15 protein-coding genes and 2 pseudogenes are annotated in these 20,762 nt (G+C 66.8%); 5 read left to right on the top strand and 12 right to left on the bottom strand.

The window, feature by feature from the left end:
- Positions 1-81: 81 nt before the first annotated feature.
- From DXK93_RS05865 to DXK93_RS05850, 4 genes are all read right to left on the bottom strand, one after another.
- Positions 82-474: a ligand-binding protein SH3 gene (locus DXK93_RS05865; RefSeq protein ID WP_233564515.1), complete on the bottom strand. Its 393-nt coding sequence runs from the start codon at positions 472-474 to the stop codon at positions 82-84.
- Positions 475-504: 30 nt separating this feature from the next.
- A complete protein-coding gene (locus DXK93_RS05860; RefSeq protein WP_054451944.1) occupies positions 505-1,260 on the bottom strand; it encodes a sulfite exporter TauE/SafE family protein in 756 nt (251 codons plus the stop codon).
- A gap of 118 nt (positions 1,261-1,378) precedes the next feature.
- The gene (locus DXK93_RS05855) at positions 1,379-1,822 is read right to left on the bottom strand and encodes a MarR family winged helix-turn-helix transcriptional regulator (protein WP_119449623.1); all 444 of its coding nucleotides are present in this window, start codon (positions 1,820-1,822) and stop codon (positions 1,379-1,381) included.
- Positions 1,823-1,825: 3 nt separating this feature from the next.
- Complete coding sequence (locus tag DXK93_RS05850; protein ID WP_119449622.1) at positions 1,826-3,424, bottom strand: MDR family MFS transporter; 1,599 nt, start codon at positions 3,422-3,424, stop codon at positions 1,826-1,828.
- A gap of 393 nt (positions 3,425-3,817) precedes the next feature.
- Here DXK93_RS05850 and DXK93_RS05845 point away from each other — a divergent pair, with 393 nt between their 5' ends.
- Positions 3,818-6,337 (top strand): AsmA family protein, encoded by a 2,520-nt coding sequence (locus tag DXK93_RS05845; protein WP_119449621.1) that lies wholly within the window; start codon positions 3,818-3,820, stop codon positions 6,335-6,337.
- A complete protein-coding gene (locus DXK93_RS05840) occupies positions 6,334-6,720 on the top strand; it encodes an MOSC N-terminal beta barrel domain-containing protein (RefSeq protein ID WP_119449620.1) in 387 nt (128 codons plus the stop codon). Before DXK93_RS05845 ends, DXK93_RS05840 begins: the two co-directional genes overlap by 4 nt.
- Positions 6,721-6,742: 22 nt before the next feature.
- Here DXK93_RS05840 and DXK93_RS05835 read toward each other — a convergent pair whose 3' ends face one another.
- The 4 genes from DXK93_RS05835 to rsmD all read right to left on the bottom strand — a co-directional run bounded on the left by DXK93_RS05835 (position 6,743) and on the right by rsmD (position 9,468).
- Positions 6,743-7,966 (bottom strand): benzoate/H(+) symporter BenE family transporter, encoded by a 1,224-nt coding sequence (locus DXK93_RS05835; RefSeq protein ID WP_175161370.1) that lies wholly within the window; start codon positions 7,964-7,966, stop codon positions 6,743-6,745.
- Positions 7,963-8,214, bottom strand: coding sequence for a YfhL family 4Fe-4S dicluster ferredoxin (locus DXK93_RS05830; RefSeq protein WP_042795127.1), 252 nt, complete (start codon positions 8,212-8,214; stop codon positions 7,963-7,965). Before DXK93_RS05830 ends, DXK93_RS05835 begins: the two co-directional genes overlap by 4 nt.
- A 125-nt stretch (positions 8,215-8,339) precedes the next feature.
- Complete coding sequence (coaD, locus tag DXK93_RS05825) at positions 8,340-8,843, bottom strand: pantetheine-phosphate adenylyltransferase (RefSeq protein WP_013396175.1); 504 nt, start codon at positions 8,841-8,843, stop codon at positions 8,340-8,342.
- A gap of 58 nt (positions 8,844-8,901) precedes the next feature.
- Entirely contained in the window at positions 8,902-9,468 is a 567-nt protein-coding gene (gene rsmD, locus DXK93_RS05820; RefSeq protein WP_054451938.1) for a 16S rRNA (guanine(966)-N(2))-methyltransferase RsmD, read from the bottom strand.
- Between rsmD and ftsY the strand changes: the two genes are divergently transcribed.
- The gene (gene ftsY, locus DXK93_RS05815; RefSeq protein WP_199728278.1) at positions 9,467-10,846 is read left to right on the top strand and encodes a signal recognition particle-docking protein FtsY; all 1,380 of its coding nucleotides are present in this window, start codon (positions 9,467-9,469) and stop codon (positions 10,844-10,846) included. The genes rsmD and ftsY overlap by 2 nt on opposite strands.
- A gap of 78 nt (positions 10,847-10,924) precedes the next feature.
- Here ftsY and DXK93_RS05810 read toward each other — a convergent pair whose 3' ends face one another.
- Positions 10,925-12,583 (bottom strand): CYTH and CHAD domain-containing protein, encoded by a 1,659-nt coding sequence (locus tag DXK93_RS05810; protein ID WP_119449619.1) that lies wholly within the window; start codon positions 12,581-12,583, stop codon positions 10,925-10,927.
- Positions 12,584-12,914: 331 nt separating this feature from the next.
- Between DXK93_RS05810 and DXK93_RS32595 the strand changes: the two are divergent.
- Positions 12,915-13,043: pseudogene (locus tag DXK93_RS32595) on the top strand (ESPR domain-containing protein); the annotation flags it as partial.
- Positions 13,044-18,866: an autotransporter domain-containing protein gene (locus DXK93_RS32275; RefSeq protein ID WP_233564514.1), complete on the top strand. Its 5,823-nt coding sequence runs from the start codon at positions 13,044-13,046 to the stop codon at positions 18,864-18,866.
- Positions 18,867-18,936: 70 nt separating this feature from the next.
- On the opposite strand, the gene phnE (DXK93_RS05775) is transcribed toward DXK93_RS32275, so the two are convergent.
- The 3 genes and pseudogenes from phnE (DXK93_RS05775) to DXK93_RS05765 form a co-directional block, all read right to left on the bottom strand.
- Complete coding sequence (gene phnE, locus DXK93_RS05775; RefSeq protein ID WP_119449618.1) at positions 18,937-19,761, bottom strand: phosphonate ABC transporter, permease protein PhnE; 825 nt, start codon at positions 19,759-19,761, stop codon at positions 18,937-18,939.
- Complete coding sequence (phnE, locus tag DXK93_RS05770; RefSeq protein ID WP_054451934.1) at positions 19,758-20,642, bottom strand: phosphonate ABC transporter, permease protein PhnE; 885 nt, start codon at positions 20,640-20,642, stop codon at positions 19,758-19,760. The genes phnE (DXK93_RS05775) and phnE (DXK93_RS05770) overlap by 4 nt, the downstream gene beginning before the upstream one ends.
- Positions 20,639-20,762, bottom strand: a pseudogene (locus DXK93_RS05765) (phosphonate ABC transporter ATP-binding protein); the annotation flags it as partial. The pseudogene DXK93_RS05765 and the gene phnE (DXK93_RS05770), both read right to left, overlap by 4 nt.

Raw genomic sequence — 20,762 nt, 5'->3', positions numbered from 1 at the left:
TCGACGATCGAATCTACGGTGGCGGTCCACTTGGATGTTCGACACGGGCCAGTGGATCTCTGTCAGCTCGCGACGGCGGTCTCATCCCTGTGCCTGAGCATCCTGGTTGCATACCCGCAAGTTTTCAAGCGGCACCCAGCCCGCCTCGCCATCCACGAGCCTGACCGCCCACACCCATCCATTCAATTCGCGTTCGCCGCGCAGCAACTCGCCTTGCGCGACATCCAGTTCCTTGTTGGTGAAATCCTCCAGCATGGTGGCGCTGCCGTCGGCGTGGCGGTCCAGGAATTGCGCCGGCACGAAGCCGGCTTGTTGGCCTGCTGGCGTGCACAGATACCAGTCGGGCCAGCCCTCGGGGCCATCGTACCGTTCGCCGACGGTGACGCGATCTCCCTTGCGCACCAGCATGGGTTCGGGGAACTCGCTGGCGTGGGCCTGGATGACGAGGTAGCGGCGGTCGGGATTCATGGGCATTGTTTGTCCGTATTGCGGTCACGGACGGAACTATGCCATGCGCTCCAGCAGCCGCGGCACCGCCGAGGCCAGCAACGCGACTCCGGAAGCCGTCAGCAGCCCCAGCACGATCTGCCGGAAGCGCGCCTCGCTGATGCCGATATAAAACCTGGCCCCCAGCAACACCGGCACCAGCATGGCGGCGGCGACAATGGCGAACATGGGCAGCATGGCGCGCGTGACGATGCCGCTGGCCAGATACGTGCCCATGGTCACCAGCAGCATGGACAGGTTGAAGTTCTGGATGATGGCGCGTTGCGCGTCCTTGTCGAATCCGCGCAGGGTGCACCACAAGGTGGGCAGCGTGCCTGTGAAGCCGCCTATGCCGCCCAGCACGCCGCCGGCCATGCCGACGGCCGCATCGGCGGCGCGCCCGCCTGCGGCGATCTTCGGCAGGTTCTTGGCCAACAACATGGCGGGACACCAGATCACAAGCAGGATGCCGAGTATGGTCTTGAACCAGTCCATGTCCAGGCGCGGCAGCAGCGCCACGCCCAGCGGAATGCCGAACAGGCCGCCGATCACGAAGGGCAGCAATCGCCGCAGATCGAAGCCGCGGCGCACGGTGATGGCGGCGAGGATCTGCCCGACCAGGGCGCCGAAGACCGCGAGCGTCGCGGCCAGGCGCGGGTCCAGCACCCAGGCCCAGAACGACATCGCCACCAGGCCGAAGGCAAAGCCTGACAGGCCCTGCACGAAGCCCGCGATGACCGCACCCAGCGTCACCACCAAATACACCGAATCCATTGCCGCCTCTTTGTTCTTATGTGGGGGAGTCGGTTTGTATTCTGGATGATCCTTATGGCTCGCGAATCGTGTTTTGCTATGGGCCGATACCGTACTTCTTATGGCGGCGGAGCCTGTGCTAGCTTGGCGCCTTGTCCGCCGCCCGCAGGAAATTCGCTTCCAGCACGCTCAGCACGCGATTCAGGGTGTCGATATCGCCGGCCGAAAGACCCTTGAGCGATTCTTCGAAGAAGGCCGCCCGCTTGGGCAGGGCTTCATCCACCACGGCCTGGCCGGCCGGCGTGAGACTGGCGTTGGTCAGGCGGTTGTCCTGCGGATCCACTGCGCGCGCGATCCAGCCCATTTTTTCCATGGCCTGCAGCTGCCGTGTGAGCGACGCGGGATCGAGCCGGCAGCGTTCGGCCAGATGCTTCTGCGAACATTGGCCGCACTCATGCAGCGCCAGCAAAATGCGCCAACGGGGCAGGGCGTGGCCGACGGTGCTGCTGAACGCGCTCTGCATGCCGCGATAGGCCTGTCCCATGTGCTGGATGACCTGCAAGCCTTGTTGTTGTTTGGGCAAAAGCTATTCTCCGACGCCGGCCGGCTCTGGTGTGGAAGGGCGGATCAACTGGACCGGCGGCACGCGCCGCACGCACCAGAGCGCGAACACCGCGACCGCCAGGGCTATGAGTTGCCCTTCGTGGATGGCGCCGACGAGCGCGACGCGCGCGATCTCGATCAGCGAGGTTCCGTCCTGGCCTTGGTGCGCCAATTGTGCCAGGAACTGCGTCTGGGCCTCGGGATTGACGAGCATCTGGGGATCATTCAGCTCTGGCAGCCAGCGGGCGGAAGCGCCGCGCAGCGTGGATTCGACGCCGCTGAAATAGCTGTGGTTGATCATGGTGCCGACGATCGCCGTGCCCAACATGCCGCCGATCATGCGCAGGGATTGCAGCAGCGCCGTGGCGATGCCCAGGTGGCTGCGGCCGGCGGTCTGCTGCGCGAAGACCGTCAGGTTGGGCATGATGAAACCCATGCCCAGCCCGGCCATCAGCATGTATGCAGCGATGAGCGCATGTGACGTATAGCTATGGGTGGTAACAATGCCCAGGCACGAGAGCGCCATCAGGATGAAGCCCGCATACAGCATGCGGTTGGGATTGCGGATGCGGGTGATGATGCGGCCGTTGACGATGCTGCCCACCGTGATGAAAACCACCATTGGCGTGATCAGCAGGCCGGCGTCCTGGGGCGACAGCCCGAAGCCGCCTTGCAGCAGCAGCGGCGCGTAGAACAGCAGCGAGTACATGGTCACGCCCACCAGCAGGGCCAGCGTGAAGAGCATGGCGAGGCCGCGGTTGCGGAACATGTCCAGCGGCAGCAGCGGGTGGGGGCAGCGCCGTTCCCACCAGAACAGCAGGGCGAAGGCTACTGCGCTGCCCGCGCCCAGCAGCAGGATGGATGCGCTAAGCCCTTCCTTGGGCAACAGCTCGACCAGCAGTTGCAGGCTGCCCAGCGCCACGGCGATGAGCAGCGCACCCTGCCAGTCCAGCCGCACGCGGCCGGTCGTGTGGTTGCGCAGATGCGGCAGATAGCGGGCGACGAACCAGAGTCCGAGGAGGCCAATGGGCAGGTTGACGTAGAACACCGAGCGCCAGCCATAGTGCTCGGTCAGCGCGCCGCCCAAGGTCGGGCCGATGGCGTTGGCGATGCCGAAGGCGGAACTGAGCATGACTTGCCACCGCAATCGCACGTGGGGATCGGGAAACAGGTCGGGGATGGACGCGAACGCCGTGCCTACCAGCATGCCGCCGCCTATGCCTTGCAGCGCCCGCGCCAGGACCAGCGTGAACATGCTGTCGGCTGCGCCGCATAGCGCCGAGGCCAGGGTGAACAATACGATGGCTGCCACTACGAACGGCTTGCGCCCGTAGTAGTCGCCCAGGCGGCCGAAGATAGGCACGGTGATGACGGAGGTAAGCAGGTAAGACGTCGCTACCCATGCATACAGTTCGAAGCCTTTGAGTTCGGCAACAATGGTCGGCAGCGCGGTGCCGACCACGGTCTGATCGATGGCGACCATCATCATGACGAAGCACATGCCCAGCATGGCAAGCAGGGTTTGGCGGAACGGAAGCACTTGGCCGGGCGAGTGCGGGGCGCCTGTAGCGGGGGCGGACATTGTTGGATCTATCAATGATTGATGTATCAATCATTCTAGCCCTACAATCCGCGAGACAGAAAGTTGTCAGGTCCGAGGCCGGATTTCGAGACGCCGCATCGATACCGATAGTGTTGATTTTGCGCGGCCGCGCCCGGCCATCCGCGCGAAGTCGGCCCGATTTGTTACGATAGCGCTATCTGTACGCTGGCTCGGCTGGCGTCTTCATCAGGCTTTCCTTGGCAGATTCCATTTTCGGCGCCGCAGCCCCAGGCTCGGCAAGAGAGCGGGCACGCCCTGAAAGGCCGTGGCTACATGGGCCTGGCGGTTTTTCCGCAGCTAAAGCACCTTCCGCGCGCCCGGCGCAGCGGACGGCATTCAAGGATTTCCAGTCGAGGTACCGACGGGGCAGCAATGAAAACGTGGTTCAAGCGCATTTTGATAGGCCTGGTTGTGTTGGTTGTCGTGGCCGTCGTTGGCCTGGCCATCTTCTTGCTGACATTCGACCCCAACGCGTACAAGTACAAGCTGGAAGAGCTTGTCCAGCAACGCTACCAACGCACGTTGACGATAGACGGCGAGATCGAGTTGTCGCTCTTCCCGCGCATCGGGCTGTCGGTGCAGGGCGTGTCGCTGTCCGAGCCGGACAGCTCCGAAACCTTCGCCTCCATCGATAGCACCCGTCTGGCGGTCGCGGTGTGGCCGCTGCTGTCCAACAGCTTTGTGGTGGACCACGTCGCGATCACCGGTTTCAAGGCCCGTGTGGTGCGGGACAAGCAGGGCCATTTCAATTTCAGCAATCTCGTGGGCGGCACCGCGCCGATCACGGCGGCGCCGGCCAATCCGGCTGAAGCCTTGGCGGGCGCGGCGCAGAGCGCGGTGCAGGCCATCGCCAACGGCAACCTGCCGCAGCCGCGCAACAACATGCAGATCGACATCGCCGGGCTGGACCTGAAGGACGGCCAGGTGCAGCTGCAGGACGAGATCACGGGCATGGCGGTGGCGGTCACCAAGATCAACGCCAACACCGGCCGCGTCACCTTCAATCAACCGTTCGATGTGCGCATGACCGCACGCGTCGAGGGTGGCGATCCGCGCGTGGACGCCAATTTGACCGGCCAGGCCCTGCTTACGCTGGATCCGTCGGCCAAGCGCTACGCCGCGCAGAAGCTGGACCTGCGCATGGACGGCAAGCTGCCGGGGGCCGAAGCCAAGAGCCTGGCCATGCGCGGCAATCTGGCCTTCAACGGCCAGAAGTCGGCGTTGGACATCGCCGGCCTGGAAGTCGTGTTCCAGGGCGACGTCACCGATCCCGCTGCGCGCGCGACCAATGTGGATGCCAGCGTGGCCATTCCCAAGCTGGCGATCGACCCGCATAAGAGCCAGCTGCAGATCGAGAAACTGGCGATACGCGCCAAGGGCGGCGTGGCCGATGGTCCCTTCGAATTCGCCGTGGACGCGCCCGCGCTCAATATCTCTCCGGCGTCGGCCACGGGTGAGGCGCTGACGGGCCGCGTGCGCATCAGCGGCCTGGACGCGAGTTTCGGCTTGAACGGCATCAGCGGCAACGCCGGTGAGCTGGAGATCAAGGAAGCCAAGCTGGACAGCACGTCCAAGAATGGCGAACGGATCGTCAAGCTGAACTTCGCCTCGCCGCTGTCCTTGAACCTGTTGCAGCGCAGCGGCGGCCTGTCCGGTTTGCGTGGCGACGTCAACATCACCGATCCCGGACTGCCCAAGGGCAGCCTGCAGATCCCCGTGATCGGCAGCGTGACCGCGGATCTGCTGAAGGATCAGGCCACGAGCAAGATCAACGCCGTGCTGGAAGGCGGCAAGTTCGATCTGAGCGCGGACATTACCAAGCTGAGCGATGCGCCCAAGGTGAATTTCGCGCTGGTGGTGGATACGCTGGACCTGGACAAGCTGGTGCCGCCGGTTGCGGCAACGCCCGCGCAGCCGGCGCCCAAGCAGCCGGCCGAAGCCAAGAAGGAAGACGGCAAGCCCGCGCAGCCTGCAGCCCCTGCGGCGCCTGCCAAACCTGCCGACGACACGATCGACCTGTCTGCGCTGATCGGTCCCAGCGTCAATGGCACGATCAAGGTTGGCAAGCTGGTCGTGCGCGGTTTGAAGGCCGACGACGTCGGCGCCGCGGTCAAGCTGGACAAGGGCAAGCTGGATATCTCCAGCCTGACTGCCGGCCTGTACGGCGGCAAGCTGGCGGGCACTTTGTCGGTGGACGCCGCGCAGGGTAACCAGCTGGCCACCAAGATGTCGCTGGCCGGTATCGCCATCGAACCGTTCCTGATGGACCTGGCGCGCCAGAACGTGCTGAGCGGTACGGGCAGCCTTGCGCTGGACCTGAAGACAGCCGGCGCGAATGCCTACGCCATGAAGAGCGGCCTGGGCGGCACCATGCAATTGCGCCTGCGGGATGGCGCGGTCAAGGGCATCAACCTGACGCAGACGCTGCGCGAACTGAAGGCTGCCTTCAAACCGGAATCGCAGAATGAAACCGTCGCGTCCGACACCAGCAAGCAGACGGAATTCTCCGAGATGGACGCCGACCTGGCCTTCACCAAGGGCGTGGCCGCGGTCAAGCGCCTGAACGTGGTGTCGCCCCTGTTGCGCGTGACGCAGGGCGATCCGGCCACCATTGACTTCGTCAAGAGCGAATTGGACCTGGTGGCGCGAGCCCGCGTCGTCAATCCGGCAGCCGATCCGGAAGGCAAGGAACTGCTAGACCTGAAGGACGTGACCATCCCCGTGCACGTCAAGGGACCGTTCGACAAGCCGACCTATACCGTGCTCTGGAAGGACGCCATCGGCGGCATTCTCCAGCGCAGCCTGGAAAACAAGCTGCGCGAAGCGGTGACGGGCAAGGGCAAGAGCGGCGCTGCCGTCGACAAGGCTTTAAAGGGACTGCTGGGCAAATGAACGCCGAGAACTTCCAACCCGTGGCCGAGTGCGGCGTCACCACGCAGGCCGAGGCCGCGGGCTATCACCGGCAATGGCTGGTCGCCAACGATTCCGGGCAGTGGCTGAACCGCGCCCTGTGTCCGCGGCTGGCCGACGTTTCGGTCGAGCTGCGGCTGGGCTACCTGGTGCTGAAGGCGCCTGGCATGCTGCGCATGGACATTCCGCTGGACGTCATCGAAGACGACGACAGCGTGCGCTACAGCATGAAGGTGGGCGAGCAGGTGGTGGACGTGATCGACGAAGGGGAACTGGCCGCGGCCTGGATTTCCAACTTCGTCCAGGTGCCTTGCCGCATCATGAAGGTGCATCCCGATACGCCCGTGGCCGCCTGGCCGGCCTGAGCGGGCCGGGCGCAAGGGCCGTTCAAGCCTGAGCGCCAGAGCGCTTGAATTCGAAAGCCGCGTGGGCCAGCAGGCCTGCCAGAAGGCCCCAGAAGGCTGATCCGATACCCCAGAAACTGAAGCCAGATGCCGTGGCCAGCAGCGTGATGAGCGCGGCTTCGCGGCGTTGCGGGTTGGCCATGGCCGCGGCCATGCCGCCCATGATGGTGCCCAGCAGCGCCAGCCCGGCCAGCGCGGCCAGCAGGGCGGCGGGCAAGGCCTGGAAGAACACGGCCACGGCGCCGGCTACGACGCTCAGCACGACGTAGCCCAGGCCGTAGGTGGCCGCGGCGATGTAGCGCTTGGACGGGTCCGGATGCGCTTCGGGACCGGTGCAGATGGCCGCGCTGATGGCGCCCATCGTGACGCTGTGCGCGCCGAAGGGCGCGGCCAGCAGGCCCAGCAGGCCGGTGGCCGCCACCAGGCGCGAGGCGGGCGGCTGGTAGCCCGCCGCTTGCAGGATGGCCAGGCCGGGAAGGTTCTGCGAGGCCATCGCGACCACGAAAAGCGGAATGCCCAGGCTGACCGCGGCCTGCGCGCTGAAGGCGGGCGTGGTCCAGACGAATTCGGTGAGGCGCCAGTCCAGCAGGTCCAGCTGGATCAGGTTCAGGCCGAAGGCGATGGCGATGGCCACCAGCATGACGACCAGCACCGCGTAGCGCGGCGCCCAGCGCCGGCACAGCAGATAGGCGACGCACATCGCCAGCACCAGCGCGGGCTGCTGCTTGATGTTGCTGAAGACGCCCATGCCGAAGTTGAGCAGCACGCCCGCCAGCATGGCCGCGGCGATTTCGCCGGGGATGCGGCGCAGGATGGGATCGATCCAGCCGAACAGGCCGCAGGCCAACGTCAGCGCGGCGGCCAGGATGAAGGCGCCGATTGCCTCATTGAAGGGAACGCCGGCCAGCGCGGTGACCAGCAGCGCCGCGCCAGGCGTGGACCAGGCCATGACGATGGGCAGGCCCGTGCGCAGGCTGTACAAGGCGCCGCCCAGGCCGAACGCCAGGCTGAGCGAGCCGATCCAGGAGCCGATGTGCGCCGAATCCAGGCCCGCGGTATGGCCTGCCTGCACCATCAGCACGGCGGTGCCGCCGAAGCTGACCAGCACGGCGACGAGGCCGGCGGCGATGGCCGATGCGGACAGGTCGCGGCGGGCGTGGTGGCGGGAAGGAGGGAGGTTGATGCTGGACTGCGCGGCGTCGCTCATGCGGCACCGGTCAGGCGACGGTATTTGGCCATGAGCTGTTCCTGGCCTTCATTCCATTGCGGGTGCAGCTCGATGCACTCCACGGGGCACACGACCTTGCATTGCGGCTCGTCGTGATGGCCCACGCATTCGGTGCACCGGTCAGGGTCGATGACGTAATAGTCCTCGCCCATGGAGATTGCTTCGTTCGGGCACTGGGGCTCGCAAACGTCGCAATTGATGCATTCTTCGGTGATGGTCAGGGCCATGGCGGGCTGCGGTATGGGGCGGGTAGGGCTAAGCGCATTGTACCGCCGCCGCGCGCCCGGGCCGCGCAGCGCAAGAAGGGCGCTTTGCGCGCCCTTCGAGGGTGGAGCAATACCTGCGGCGGGGCTCAGCCCGGCCAGGACTGTTCGCGGCGTTCCTTGGCTTTTTCCTGGAGCCAGCGCTCGACGGACGGGAACACGAACTTGCTCACGTCGCCGCCCAACTGCGCGATCTCGCGCACGATGGTGCCGGAGATGAATTGGTACTGGTCCGAGGGCGTCATGAACAGCGTTTCGACATCGGGCAGCAGATGGCGGTTCATGCCGGCCATCTGGAATTCGTACTCGAAGTCGGACACGGCGCGCAGGCCGCGCACGATCACGCGCCCGCCCTGGTCGCGCACAAAGTCCTTGAGCAGGCCGCCGAAGCTTTGCACTTCCACGTTGGGATAGTGTCCCAGCACTTCGCGCGCGATTTCCACGCGCTCGTCGATGCTGAAGAAGGGCTTCTTGTTGCGGCTAATGGCGATCCCGACCACGACTTTGTCGAAAAGCGTGGCGGCACGGCGGACCAGATCCTCGTGGCCTCTGGTCAGCGGGTCGAAAGTGCCGGGATATACAGCGGTGATCATACGAGCTCCGTACCGTTATTTGTGGTTTACACCATCCTCCGAAGCTCGGATTATTGACCTATTTGCGCAATGCAGCAAATTCCAGCAGGTGGTAGTGGACCGCGCCTGCCTTGTCCTGCCGCAAGATCGTGAATCCTTCGGGGGCTTCGATGGGGCTTTCCGCCTCTACGTAGACTAGCCCATGCTCGGTCAGAATGCCCGGCAGAATCGGCCACAGGCGCGGCAGCCAGCCCTGGCCGAAAGGCGGATCCAGCAGGATCAGGTCAAATCGGGACGCATCCATGCGCTCGGCGACCTGCATGGCGTCGCCCACGTGGATGCGTATCATGTCGGCTTTGAGCTTGTCGCGCAGTGTCCGCAGCGCGGACGCGGCGGTCTTGTCCCGCTCGACCATCTGTACATGCGCCACGCCGCGCGAGGCCGCCTCGAAGCCCAAGGCGCCGCTGCCGGCGAATAGATCCAGCACCTGCTTGTCGGCGAACTCGCCGCCCCACAGGTGATTGAGCCAGTTGAACAGCGTCTCGCGCACGCGGTCGGGCGTGGGGCGCAGCGTCTCCACGTCGGGCACGGCAATGGGGGTGCGTCTGTATTGGCCCCCGACGATACGAATATACTTGTTACCCATGTTTAGCCGCTTCTTCAAGAAAAAATCCCCTCCGCCCGCCGCGCCGGTTCAACCCGCGCCGCCGCCGGAGGCTGCAGACGCCGTAGCCGCGCCTGCCGAGCCCGCCGCCGTCCCGGTCACTCCCGCGCCGCCGGCGCCTGTGGCCGCCGAACCGCGCCGCGAACCGAGCATTGACCCGGGCGTCGCCGCACCGGCGGCACCGCCCGTTGTGGCGCCTGTTGCTGCGCCGCATGAGGCGCCGGCCGTGACGCCCGCGCCGGTTGCGCCGGCACCCGCTACGGTATCGGCGCCAGCGCCTGTTCCGGCGCCAGCGCCGGCCCCGGCATTGGCCCCCGCTCCTGTCGCGGCGCCCGCGCCGGTGGTGGCAACGCAAGCTCCGATCGCCGCTCCCGCGCCGGTTGCGGCTCCGGTGGCTCCGGCTGCGGCGCCAGCCCCAGCCCCCGAGTCCGCCGCTGAAGCCCCCAAGAAGGCTTCCTGGCTGTCCCGCTTGAAGCAAGGCCTGTCGCGTACGGGCCAGAGCATCGGCGGGATCTTCATCGGCGTGAAGGTCGACGAGAACCTGTTCGAGGAACTCGAATCGGCGCTCATTATGGCCGATGCGGGCCTGGAGGCCACGGAAAAGCTCCTGACGGCGCTGCGCGCGCGGGTCAAGAAGGAACGCATCGAGGACCCCGCCAAGGTCAAGGCGGCCTTGCGCCAACTGCTGGCCGACCACCTGCGCCCGCTGGAGCGCGCCTTCGACCTGAAGCGCACGCAACCCCTGGTCGTCATGATCGCCGGCGTCAACGGCGCCGGCAAGACCACTTCCATCGGCAAGCTGGCCCACACCTTCCAGCGCCAGGGCGCCAGCGTGCTGCTGGCCGCGGGCGACACGTTCCGCGCCGCTGCGCGCGAGCAGCTCATCGAATGGGGCAGCCGCAACAACGTGACGGTGATCTCGCAGGACGGCGGCGATCCGGCGGCTGTGGCGTTCGATGCGGTCAACGCCGGCCGCGCGCGCGGCATGGGCGTGGTGATGGTGGATACCGCGGGCCGCCTGCCCACGCAGTTGCACCTGATGGAAGAGCTGAAGAAGATCCGCCGCGTCATCGGCAAGGCGGATGCCGCCGCGCCGCACGAAGTGCTGCTGGTGGTGGACGGCAATACCGGCCAGAACGCCCTGGCGCAGATCCGCGCCTTCGATGCCGCCATCAATCTGACGGGCCTGGTCGTGACCAAGCTGGACGGCACCGCCAAGGGCGGCACGCTGGCCGCCGTGGCCGCGGGCAGCCAGGGCGTGCGCCCGATCCCGGTGTACTGGATCGGCGTGGGCGAAAGCCTGGAAGACCTGCAGCCCTTCGTGGCCGACGAGTTCGCCGGGGCTTTGCTGGCGGATTGAGGTCCGTGGGTCCGGCGCGCCTGCGCCGGAAAAAACAAAGGGACGGCGCATGCCGTCCCTTTTGCATTCAAGCCCGCGTCACTTCCAGAATGGCTTGCTGGCGGCCAGATCGTCGAACGCTTGCTGCGCGTCGTCCGCCAGTTCTTCCAGGCGCGCGCTGATCCAGCCCAGGGCGAACCAGGCTTGCGGATGGGTGGCGGTACACGACTCGTAGTAGTCCTTGGCCACTGCCAGGTCGTTGATTTCGCCCAGCACGTCCTGCACGCGCGACAGCAGCTTGCGATAGCCGCGCAGTTTGCCCGCGGGCAGCAGCGATTCGGCGAATGCCAGGCTGTACCGCAGCCGTTTGCCGCGCTTGCGCAGTTCGTGGCGCGTGGGAATGTCGAGCGTCGCGAATTGCGTGCCCTGGTCAGCCACCTTGCTATGCCAGCGGTGCAGGCGCCGCGCAAGCTGCTTGTGCAGGCGCTGCGGATCGGGTTCGGGCGCCAGCATCGGAATGATGGTGGGTTTGACGCTGGGCGCCGCCACGCCGCCTTCCAGCCGGATGGCGGGCTCGGGCGCGGCGTCGCTGGGGGTGCCGTTGGCTATCGTCTGGCCTTCCGCGGACGGCAGGGCCGGCGGCACGTCCAGGCTCCATTCCAGCAGCTCCAGCATCCAGGCCTGGAAGGCCTTGCCGCCGGCGATGCTGCGCGCGTCCTGTTCCGGGGGCGCGGCTTCCATAGGGATGACCGGCATGCCTGCGCGCATCAGCGCGGGCGCCACGGTTTCGTTCAGCACGTCCTGGTCGCGGTTGGCGCCGAAGGCGGCGAAGTGCGTGCGCACGCCTTGCAGCAGAGTGTCTGGAATCGGCGCGATCCAGCCGTCGAACAGCTTCCAGGCCGAACGCAGCCGGCGCACGCCCACGCGCAGCTGATGCACGTGTTCGGAGTTGCCGGCGCGGTAGACGCCCTCGGTGTCGACCTCGGCCAGCACCGAGGCGTTGCGCGCGATCTGGTCCAGGCATTCCGCCGCGATGCGCGCCATGGCCTGGGGCGCCGTCATGTCTTCGCGCAGCTTGACCGATGCGGCGCCGCGCGGCGCCCAGAACTGGGCGATGGCTTGGGCGCGGCGGGCTTCGAGGTCATCGCCCGGAATGGCGTCTGCATCTGCCAGGCGCTGAGCCAACTGGGCCAGCGCATCGCCGCGTTCGGACTTGCTGCGCGGGTCCAGCACCAGGCTGTGGCGCTGCTGCCAGCCGCGAGCCGCCGCGAAGATAGCGGCGGGGCGGCCCGACACCAGTTCGAATTCCAGTTCGGAGATGGGCAGCTCCAGCGCGCCGGCGCGCAGGATGCCGGTGTCATAGGCCAGTTCCACCGTGCCGTAGCGCGTGCGGACCTTGCGCAGGAGCCGCTGCACATCGGTTTCATAACGCAGGCCCAGTTCGCCCTTGATGGCTGCCAGCGCGGCTTCGACCTCGGTGCCGGCATACACCGACAGGTCCAGCACCGGGCCCGGCCGCGGGTGATTGAGTTCGATGCGCGTGATGGCATTGATGCCAGGCATCTTCAGCGTCTGCACCCAGTCGCGGCCTTCCTGGCGCAGCCGGATGGCGATGCGCGCCCGCGCAAGTTCGCGTTCCGGCGTATCGAAATACATGGCGTGCAGGCGGATGCGGGTCGCCTCGCGCTGCTTGACCTCTCGGAGCACCGCCTGGCGCGAGGCCGCAGGCACGTGCAGTTTCAATTCCTGTTCCGACATGGCGGCGGGCGTCCAACGGCAAAAGCCGAGATCTTAATCAAACGGGGCGGGCGATTTGATGACCGGTCATATTTATTTCACATGGAGCATAAACGTGTTTGCGGCGCATCAACAACCGGGTGAGCAGCCTTGCCCGCAAGCCAGGGGGAGACGCTGGCAGCCGCATGCCGAAGCGTTGGCCGGCTTCGTTCAATTACCAAGTTTCAGTGATATGCAATGTTACGAATCGCTTTTCTAATTGTAATTGGCGGGTAACGCGCTTCGCGGCCCCGGCTTCTACCCGCGTCTGCCCGGCAACTGTTCGTGCGGGCCCCGATTACATAAGAGCCCAATGAATCATACGTATCGCATCGTCTTCAACCGCAGCGCAGGCTTGTGGAAAGTGGTAAGTGAAAATGCTCGCGGGCAGGGCAAGGGCGGTTGCCGCAGGGGGCGATCCGCGCGCGGAAGCCTGCCGTTGATGGCGATGTTGCTGGTTGCCCTGGGCACGGCCAGCGAAACGCAAGCGGGGCCGCTGGTCTCCTTCACGGGCGATACCACGGTCGGATCCATGTCAAGCCCGAAGATTACGGTCTTCGTCCCGCTCTCCGTGGGTATATTCGGCGTGGGAACAGTGACTATCGCCGATGGCGGCGAGCTGTTGATGTCGCTCGGCAACACAGTGTCTCTGGCCGACTCGGCCTCGGCGGACGGCACGATCAACATCGGCGCGGCTCCCGGCGCCGCGCCCGCGGGCGCTGGTTTCCTGGTAACGCAGCGACTCGCGTTCGGCGCGGGTACCGGCACGCTGAATTTCAACACCAACAACCTCTACGACTTCGGCGCGGCGCTGGTCAGCAGCGCGGCGGGCACGCACCAGCTCAATCACTATGCCGGCTCCACGCGGCTGTCCGGTAATAGTTCAGGCTTCGTCGGCAACACCACCGTCACGGGCGGGAACCTGCAGATCCTCAACGTTCTGGGTACCGCGGAAGGACGTATCGATGCCGGGCAAGCTCCCGGCGCCACGGCCCGGGTCAGCGTGTTCAGCCCCGGCTCGACCTGGGCACTGACGGACAACCTTTTTGTCGGCGGCGCCGGACCCGGAGAGCTGAGCATCTTCAGTAGCGGCACGGTCTCGAACCAGTTTGCGACGGTGGATGCCCGGCAGAACGACGCGGCGAAAGTGACGGTTTCCGATGTCGGGTCGCTCTGGAGCAATCGCGCGGTGCTGCTGGTTGGTTCGGAAGGCGGGAGGGGCAGCGTGTCGATCCTGGCGGGGGGATATGCGACCAGCGTCGATGGCGTTGTCGGGCGCATCCAGAACGGCAATGGCGCCTTCCTGGTGTCGGGGCGCGGTTCAACCTGGATCAATAACGGCGAGCTCAGGGTGGGCGATGTGTCCGGTCAGGGCACACTGACCATCGAATCGGGGGGCTTCGTCTCGAACAAAGACAGCTATGTGGGCAGCATGAGCGGTAGCGGCAACGTTGTTGTCCGCGGCGCCGGCTCCATCTGGGACAACAGCGGCGCGATGACCCTGGGATTTGGCGTGGGAACGGGGGCGGGCAGCCTGACGATCGCGCAAGGCGGCACAGTGAGCGTTGGCGCGAGCGGCGGAGGGGCCGTGTCCCTGGCGCAGGACCGGTTTCTTTTCTTTCCCACCACCGGCACGATCAATATCGGCGCGGCGGCGGGGCAGCCGGCCGTGGGCGCCGGCACGCTCAACGCCAGCGCGATCCAGTTCGGCGCCGGCATTGCCACCGTGAACTTCAACCATACCGAGTCCGCCTACACGTTTTCGACGCCGCTGTTGAGCACAGGCGCCGGTTCACATAGTCTGAACCAGATCGCCGGCACCACCTTGCTGACGGGCGCGAATAGCGCATTCAAGGGCAGGACCACGGTGTCGGGCGGCAAGCTGGTGGTGCTGGGCCAGTTGGGAGGTTCGGCCGCCGTCACGGGCGGGGTCTTGCAGTACGGAGACGGCGCCACGGGCGCGGCCAACACCCTGAGCGGCAACCTGAATGTCTCAGGCACCGGCAGCACGCTGGCGGTGCATCGGGGCGCCACGCTGGCGGTCACGGGCGACATGGAAATGGCCGATGACACCGTGCTGGACTTGATGGCCGGCACGGGCAGCCCGCTGTTGCAGGCAAACAAGGTCACGCTGGGCGATGGCGTGGTGTTCAGGCTGAGCGGCATCGGCGACAAGAACGCGCTCGATACCGTGTTGATCGAGGCGCCCACAGGCGGCATCGACGGTGATTTCGGCGCCGTCAACGTGGGCGGCTTTACCGGAGAGGTCGACTATCTAACCGTCAACACACGCAAGTCCGCGGACAACAAGCAGTACCTCGCCACCTACGGCCTGAGCTGGACCGCCAACAACAACCTGGCCCATGGCACTTTCACGCTGGCCGATGCGTCGAACCGGTTCACGCTGGGGGTGCCGCTTTCCGACCAGGCCGCCAATGCCGCCGCCGGTTGGGACGGCAAGAGCTTGACCAAGGCCGGCGCGGGCACGCTGGTGCTGCAAGGCGCCAACACGTACAGCGGCGGCACGGCCATCCTGGGCGGCACGTTGCAGGTCGATAGCGATGCCAACCTGGGCGCTGCCGCCGGGGGACTGCGGTTTGGCGACGGTACGCTGGCGACCACCGCCAGCTTCGACACCGCGCGCGCCGTCACGCTGGCGCAGAGCGGACGTTTCGACGTGGCGGCAGACACCACGCTGGGCCTGACCGGCGCGGTGGCGGGCGCGGGAGCCCTGGTCAAGAGCGGCGCGGGCACGATGGTGTTGAGCGGCAGCAATAGCCACGGCGGGGGGACGATGATCGCCAGCGGCACGCTGCAGATCGACCGCGATGCCAACCTGGGGGCGACGGCTGGCGGCCTGGCCTTCGGTGACGGCACGCTTGCGGTGACGACCACCTTCGACATCGCGCGCGGGGTCGCCCTGGCGCAGTCGGGGCGATTCGAGGTGACCACGGGCGCCACGCTGGGCCTGGCCGGCTCGGTGTCGGGCGCAGGCGCGCTGGCCAAGAGCGGCGGCGGCACGCTGGTCTTGAGCGGCAACAACAGCTATGGCGGCGGCACGCAGATTTCGGGCGGCCGCTTGCAGGTGTCGAGCGATGCGAATCTCGGCGCCGCGTCCGGCGGCCTGAGTTTGAACGGCGGCGCCTTGGCGACCATGGGCAGCTTCGATACCGCGCGGGCGGTCGCGCTGACGCAGGCAAACAGTTTTGACGTGGCCGCCGGCACGACGCTGGGGCTGGTCGGCGCCGTCACGGGCAGCGGCGATCTGTTCATGTCCGGCGCCGGTACGCTGCGTCTGGACAACGGGGCCAACGCCTACGGCAATACCTGGGTGCGCGCTGGCACGCTGGTCGGCCATGCCGGTTCGATCTCGGGCAACGTCGACATCGGCAGCATTGGCACGCTGGCGTTCGAGCAGGCCGCCGATGCGCGCTTTGCCGGCGCCATCTCGGGCGACGGCGCGCTCGTAAAGAACGGCGCGGGCACGCTGAGCCTGGCTGGCAACAGTTCCTCCTACTTCGGCAAGACCACGGTGTCCGGCGGCCGGCTCGTGGTGCAAGGTTCGCTGGGCGGCTCGGCCGAAGTCACGGGCGGCGTCCTGCAGTATGGCGACGGCGTAGCCGGCGCAGCCAATAGTCTGACAGGGGACTTGAACGTCGGCGCAGCGGGCAGCGCCTTGTCGGTGCAGGGGCCGGCGTCGCTGGCGGTGGCGCGCAATGTCAATCTGGCGGATGGCACAGCCCTGGATATCGCAGCCGGCGCGGGCGGCCCGTCCTTGCAGGCGGGCGGGCTGACGCTGGGCGAGGGTGTCGCCTTCACCCTCAGCGGCATAGGCAGCGCCAGCCAGCTCGACAAGGTGCTGATCGACACCCGCGGCGGCATTCGCGGCGACTTCGGGTCGGTGCGCGTGGGCGGCTTCAGCGGCGCGGTGGATTACCTCACGGTCAACACGCGCAAGTCGGCCGATGGCCTGCAATACCTCGCCAGCTACGACCTGAGCTGGACCGCGGGCAACAATCTGGCGCATGGCACGTTCACGCTGAGCGATGCCGCCAACCGGTTCGTAGTCGGCGCGGATCTGGCAGACCAGGCGGCCAACGCCGCGACGGGCTGGAGCGGACGATCGCTGCTCAAGGCCGGCGCCGGCACGTTGGTCCTGAGCGGCAACAACACCTATAGCGGCGGCACCACGATAGCCGGGGGCAAGTTGCAGGTTGCAAGCGATGCGAACCTGGGCGCGACGTCTGGCGGCGTGGCATTCAACGGCGGCACGCTGGCGGCATCGGCGTCCTTCGATACCGCGCGTGCCATGACGCTGACCCAGGCCGGGCGCTTCGAGGTGGCTGGCGGCGCAACGCTGGGGCTGGTCGGCACAGTCTTGGGCAACGCCGACCTGATCAAGACCGGAGCCGGCACGCTGCGACTGGACAACGCGGGCAACGCCTACGGCAATACCGTCATCCGGGAAGGCACGCTAATCGGCGATGTCGGGTCGATCCGGGGCAATGTCGACAACAATGGCTCCTTGGTGTTCGAACAAGGCGCGAACGCAACGTTCGGCGGCGCCATCTCCGGTGGCGGCGCGCTGGTCAAGAGCGGCGCGGGGACGCTGGCGCTGAGCGGCGACAGCTCGGGCTTTACCGGCAGCACCACGATTCAGGGCGGCCGGCTGGCCTTGAACGGCAAACTTGGCGGCGCGCTCAATATCGGCCAGGGCGGCGTGCTCGGAGGCCGCGGCACAGTGGGCTCGGGCGCTGGCTCGGTGGTGACCGTGGCGGCCGGCGGCACGCTGGCGCCAGGGAATTCCATTGGCACGCTGACCGTCGACGGCGATCTCGTCATCGAGAGCGGCGCGCGCTACGCCGTGGAAACCAATCCGCAGGGCGCCGATGCCGACCTTATCCATGTCACGGGCAATGCCACGATCAATGGTGGCTCGGTCGCGCATATCGGTATCGGCGGCGACTACGGGCTACGTTCCGTCTACACGATACTGGCGGCCGACGGCGCCTTGTCCGGCCGGTTCGATACGGTGACGTCCGACTATGCCTTCCTGACGCCGAAACTCGGCTACGACTACGGCGCGGGCCGAGTGTCGTTGGAATTGGCGCGCAACGGCACCGCGATGGCCACGGCCGCCGACACGCGCAACCAGCGCGCGGCGGCGGGCGCCATCGACAGCATCGGCATGGCGGCGGGCAATGGGCTTTACGACGCGTTCGCCGTGCTGCCGGACGACAAGGGCTTGCTGCGTTCCAGCTTCGACCAGCTATCCGGCGAAATCCACGCGTCGGCCAAGACCGTGCTGCTCGAAGACAGCCGCTATGTGCGCGACGCCGCCAGCGAGCGCCTGCGCTCGGCCGCGGGCGCGGTCGGCGCGTCGGCGACGCCGGTGCTGGCGTCCGCAGGGGGCGGCGCCCGCCTGGCTCCGGCAACGGCGACGGGGCCCGCCAGCTGGATACAGGGCCTGGGTTCCTGGCGCCAGACCGACGGCGACGGCAATGCTGCCCAGGTCAAGAGTTCGACCGGCGGCTTTCTGCTGGGCGTGGATGCGCCGGTGTCCGATGCCTGGCGGCTGGGCCTGATGGCGGGCTACACCCGCACGGATTTCGACGTGCGCGATCGCGCGTCATCGGGCGACAGCGACAACTACCATCTCGGGGCCTACGGCGGCGGCCAGTGGGGCGCGGTGGGCCTGCGCGGCGGGCTGGCCTACAGCTGGCACGACATCGCGACTCGGCGCTCGGTATCCATGCCCGGCTACTCCGACAGCCTCAAGGCCAACTACGACGGCCGCACCGTCCAGGCGTTTGCCGACCTCAGCTATCGCATCGACACGCGCGTTGCTGCGCTGGAGCCGTTCGCCAACCTGGCCTACGTCAACCTCAAGACCGACGGCTACAGCGAGAGCGGCGGCGCAGCCGCCCTGCGTGCAAACAGCCAGACCACCGAGACCACGTACACGACACTGGGTTCGCGGCTCATGTCCAGCTTCGAACTGGGCGGCGCGCAAGCCACGGCTCGCGGATCGCTGGGCTGGCGCTACGCCTTCGGCGACTTGAAGCCCGCCGCCACCCAGGCTTTCGCGGCGGGCGATGCCTTTACCGTGGCCGGCGTTCCCATCGCGAAGAACAGCGCGGTGCTGGAAGCGGGGCTGGACGTGCAGATGTCGCGCAAGGTGTCGTTCGATCTGTCCTACCAAGGACAGCTCGCCAGCGGGGCGCAAGATCACGGCGTCAGGGCAGGGGTGAGCGTGCGGTTCTGATATGTGGGCGAAAAAAAAACCGCCCGTTTCCGGGCGGAGCAAAGGAACGCTGTAGGGATCCGCGGACGCGTCAGAGGATGCGTTTGCGGACCTGGGTGATGATGATTTCGGCCACCACGACCACGGCGAAGATGGCAGCCAGTACCAACGCCACGCGGTCCCACTGGAACAGGTTCAGAGCCGTGTCCAGCGCCATGCCGATGCCGCCGGCGCCCACCAGGCCAAGTACCGCCGATTCGCGCACGTTGATGTCCCAGCGCAGCAGCACGATGGACCAGAAGGCGGGGCGGATCTGCGGCCAGTAGGCGTACCAGATCACGGATGCCTTGCTGGCGCCGGTGGCGGTGACGGCCTCGATCGGGCCGCGCTGCGCTTCCTCGATGGCTTCGCCCACCAGCTTGCCGACGAAGCCGATGGAGCGGAACGCAATGGCCAGCGTGCCGGCCAGCGCGCCGGGCCCGAAGATGGCGATGAACAGCAGCGCCCACACCAGCGAATTGACCGAACGGCTGGACACCAGGATCAGCCTGGCCAGCATGTTGACGGTCTTGCTGGGCGTGAGGTTGTTGGCCGCCAGCAGGCCCACCGGCACCGCCATCACCACGGACAGGATGGTGCCCAGCGTGGCGATGTGCAGCGTTTCGATCAGCGCGCCGTGCACGCCTTCCGGGTAGTAGGCCCAGTCTATCGGCCACATGCGCTGGAACAGATCGGCCATCTGCTCGGGCGCGTCGTACAGGAACTCCGGAATGATCTCGACGCCGCGGATCGCCTGCACGATGGCCGCGACCACCAGCAGGTAGAGCGCGAAGCGCAGCAGGCGCTGGCCCATGCTGTAGCGTTGCCAGACGCGCGGCGAACCCGGTGGATTGAAGGTGGATGCGTGGGCGTTCATTCGTCCACCTCCGCACGGCGCTTGACCGGAGTTGCGCCGCTGCCGATGCCGCGCGCTCCCGCGAAGCGGCCTTGCAGGATGCGTTCGAATCCCAGGTTGTCCAGGAACACGGCGCGCACGAAGCCGGCCAGGATTTCACCCAGCATGATGATGGCGATCAGGGTCAGCAGGATGGCGCTGACGAAATCGTAGTCAAAGCGCTGGAACGCCGAGAACAGCGTGCCGCCCACGCCGCCCGCGCCCACGATCCCCACCATGGTGGAGTTGCGCAGGTTGGAGTCGAACTGGTAGGTGGCAAAGCCGATGAAGCGGGCGAATACCTGCGGCAGCACGCCGAAGATGATGACGTTGGCGAACGAGGCGCCCGTGGCGCGCACGGCTTCCACCTGCTTTAACGAAATCTCTTCGATGGCCTCGGTGAACAGCTTGCCGATGAAGCCGACCGAGGCGACCGTCAGCGCCAGGATGCCGGCCAGCGCGCCAAAGCCCACGGCCTTGACGAACAGGATGGCGACGATGACGGGATGCAGCGCGCGGCACAGGGCCACGATGGCGCGGGCGGGCCACGATACCCAGGTGGGCATCATGTTGCGCGCGCCCAGCAAACCGATGGGCAGCGCGATGATGATGCCAAGCACCGAGGCCAGCACCGCGATCTCCAGGCTTTCCGCGATGCCCTTCCACAAGGTGGCGGGCTTTTCGAAGTTGGGCGGAAACATGCGCGCCAGAAACGTCGACGCGTGCCCCATGCCGGTTTCGAAGCGCGCCCAGCTGAAGTCCAGCTGCGCGCCGGCATACAGCGTGTAGGCCAGCAGCAGCAGCACGCCGGCCTTGGCGCGCCCGGACATGGCGAAGGGGCGGGCGCCCTTGGGTGGGATCATTCCAGCCAAGACTCGCCTCCATAGATGGTCTTGAGCATGGCGGCGTCCAGCCCCTGGCCGTCGCCGTCATAGACCACGTGGCCGCCGGACATGCCGGCGAGGCGGGTTGCGTAGCGGGGG

This window comes from Achromobacter sp. K91, assembly GCF_003576205.1.
Lineage (GTDB): Bacteria > Pseudomonadota > Gammaproteobacteria > Burkholderiales > Burkholderiaceae_B > Achromobacter > Achromobacter aegrifaciens.
Note: the sequence above shows the minus strand (reverse complement) of the source record. Positions and strands in the feature narration are given on the sequence as shown.

Excerpts from the sequence above, each read along its gene's own strand:
- DXK93_RS05865 (WP_233564515.1), bottom strand. The coding sequence starts at position 474 with ATGCCCATGAATCCCGACCGCCGCTACCTCGTCATCCAGGCCCACGCC.
- DXK93_RS05860 (WP_054451944.1), bottom strand. The coding sequence starts at position 1,260 with ATGGATTCGGTGTATTTGGTGGTGACGCTGGGTGCGGTCATCGCGGGC.
- DXK93_RS05850 (WP_119449622.1), bottom strand. The coding sequence starts at position 3,424 with ATGTCCGCCCCCGCTACAGGCGCCCCGCACTCGCCCGGCCAAGTGCTT.
- DXK93_RS05845 (WP_119449621.1), top strand. The coding sequence starts at position 3,818 with ATGAAAACGTGGTTCAAGCGCATTTTGATAGGCCTGGTTGTGTTGGTT.
- DXK93_RS05840 (WP_119449620.1), top strand. The coding sequence starts at position 6,334 with ATGAACGCCGAGAACTTCCAACCCGTGGCCGAGTGCGGCGTCACCACG.
- DXK93_RS05835 (WP_175161370.1), bottom strand. The coding sequence starts at position 7,966 with ATGAGCGACGCCGCGCAGTCCAGCATCAACCTCCCTCCTTCCCGCCAC.
- DXK93_RS05830 (WP_042795127.1), bottom strand. The coding sequence starts at position 8,214 with ATGGCCCTGACCATCACCGAAGAATGCATCAATTGCGACGTTTGCGAG.
- coaD (WP_013396175.1), bottom strand. The coding sequence starts at position 8,843 with ATGATCACCGCTGTATATCCCGGCACTTTCGACCCGCTGACCAGAGGC.
- ftsY (WP_199728278.1), top strand. The coding sequence starts at position 9,467 with ATGTTTAGCCGCTTCTTCAAGAAAAAATCCCCTCCGCCCGCCGCGCCG.
- rsmD (WP_054451938.1), bottom strand. The coding sequence starts at position 9,468 with ATGGGTAACAAGTATATTCGTATCGTCGGGGGCCAATACAGACGCACC.
- DXK93_RS05810 (WP_119449619.1), bottom strand. The coding sequence starts at position 12,583 with ATGTCGGAACAGGAATTGAAACTGCACGTGCCTGCGGCCTCGCGCCAG.
- DXK93_RS32275 (WP_233564514.1), top strand. The coding sequence starts at position 13,044 with ATGGCGATGTTGCTGGTTGCCCTGGGCACGGCCAGCGAAACGCAAGCG.
- phnE (WP_119449618.1), bottom strand. The coding sequence starts at position 19,761 with ATGAACGCCCACGCATCCACCTTCAATCCACCGGGTTCGCCGCGCGTC.
- phnE (WP_054451934.1), bottom strand. The coding sequence starts at position 20,642 with ATGATCCCACCCAAGGGCGCCCGCCCCTTCGCCATGTCCGGGCGCGCC.